The sequence below is a fragment of the Gordonia aichiensis NBRC 108223 genome, assembly GCF_000332975.1.
Taxonomy (GTDB): Bacteria; Actinomycetota; Actinomycetes; order Mycobacteriales; family Mycobacteriaceae; genus Gordonia; species Gordonia aichiensis.
The window spans coordinates 1-1,512 of the sequence record NZ_BANR01000061.1 but is presented as its reverse complement, the minus strand read 5'-3'; the positions used below and the strand labels follow the sequence as shown (position 1 = coordinate 1,512).

The window sequence follows — 1,512 nt, the reverse complement described above, 5'->3', positions numbered from 1 at the left end:
GATCGAGCTTGTCAAGATGTCTGTGTAAGAACGTAACTCCTGATTTCTTGGGTTCGCTTTCGGTGTCTAGTTGAGGTGGGGTTCGATGCGGTCGGGGTAGGCCAGGGCGAGTTGTCCGAGGGCCTGTTTCCAGCTGGTCACGACTTGCCCTTCGACGAGTCGTCCGGGCGCTTTACGCTGACTGGCTGGCTTGCCGCGTTCCTTCTCGCGTTGCCTGGCTCGTTTGTCCTCGATGTCGCAGATAGCCAGCCAGAGCAGTTTGCGGACCGCGACGTCGTTGGGGAAGTGTCCCCTGTTCTTGATGACCTTGCGGAGTTGATAGTTCAGCGACTCGATCGAGTTGGTGGTGTAGATGACCTTGCGCAACTCGGGTGGGAAGGCCAGGAATGGGATGAATCTGTCCCAGGCGCGGTCGAAAGCCTGTGCCGCACTCGGATATGTGACACCCAACGCCGAATCTCGGAAGATCTCCCATTCTCGGCGCGCGGTCTCGGCGTCGGGGGCGGTGTAAATCGGTTTGATCGCCCGGGCGACCTGTTTGCGGTCTTTGTAGTTGATGAACCGCATCGCGTTGCGGATCAGGTGCACGACGCAGGTTTGTACGGTGGCCAAAGGCCACGTCGCCTCGATCGCCTCGGGGAATCCGGTCAGCCCGTCGCAGCACACGATCAGCACGTCCTTGACGCCGCGGTTGGCCAGATTCGCGCACACCCCGGCCCAGAACTTCGCGCCCTCTTCAGCCTGTATCCAGATGCCCAGCACATGCTTGACGCCAGCCATGTCGACACCAATAGCTATGTGGGCGTGCTTATTTCGAACGTGAGCACCGTCTTTGACCTTGACCACCAGGGCATCGAGATAGAGGACGGGATACAACGCTTCCAGCGGCCGGCTCTGCCATTCATCGACCGCGTCGCAAACCTCGTCGCAGATCTTGGAGATCGTCTCATGCGACAGATCGGTGCCCACCGTGGCGGCCAGATGATGTTGGATGTCGCGTAACGTCATGCCTCCGGCGTACAGCGAGATGATGATGTCATCGAGGCCGCCGAGCCGACGCGATCCCTTCGGCACCAGACGTGGGGTGAAGGTGCCGTCACGGTCACGAGGGACCTTCAGCTCGACCGGCCCCGCCTCAGACGCCACCGTTTTCGGGGTTGATCCGTTGCGGGCGTTGGGCAGTTCCCGGCCTGCCGGGTCGCCCTTCTCGTAGCCGAGGTGATCGGTCAGCTCGGCCTTCAAACCGCGTTCGAGGGCGAGTTTGATCAAGCCCGGAATCAAGCCACCGTCCCCGGTGACCTGCACCTGACCCGAATCGATCTGGGCCAACAACTCATCGACCATGCCCGAGGCCTGCAACGCTTCGGCCACCTCCGCAGTCGAACGCGGCTCTGCGAGCTCAGGCAGCTGCGGGTGGTCGTCGTTGTCCTGCTGCTTGTCGTCTAACGCCATGCTCATAAATCTTCCTCTCACTAATGAGCACTGGACTTACACAGACCATCTGACACCCCC

Annotated in this window: 1 protein-coding gene; it reads right to left on the bottom strand. The window is 60.8% G+C overall.

Annotated elements, in window-relative coordinates:
- Positions 1 to 66: 66 nt before the first annotated feature.
- Positions 67 to 1,458 carry an IS256 family transposase gene (locus GOACH_RS22940; protein ID WP_005180727.1) on the bottom strand — a complete coding sequence of 464 codons (1,392 nt, stop codon included), beginning with the start codon at positions 1,456 to 1,458 and terminating at the stop codon, positions 67 to 69.
- Between the last annotated feature and the right edge of the window lie 54 nt (positions 1,459 to 1,512).

Coding starts and splice junctions, on each gene's coding strand:
- GOACH_RS22940 (WP_005180727.1), bottom strand. CDS start 1,458: ATGAGCATGGCGTTAGACGACAAGCAGCAGGACAACGACGACCACCCG.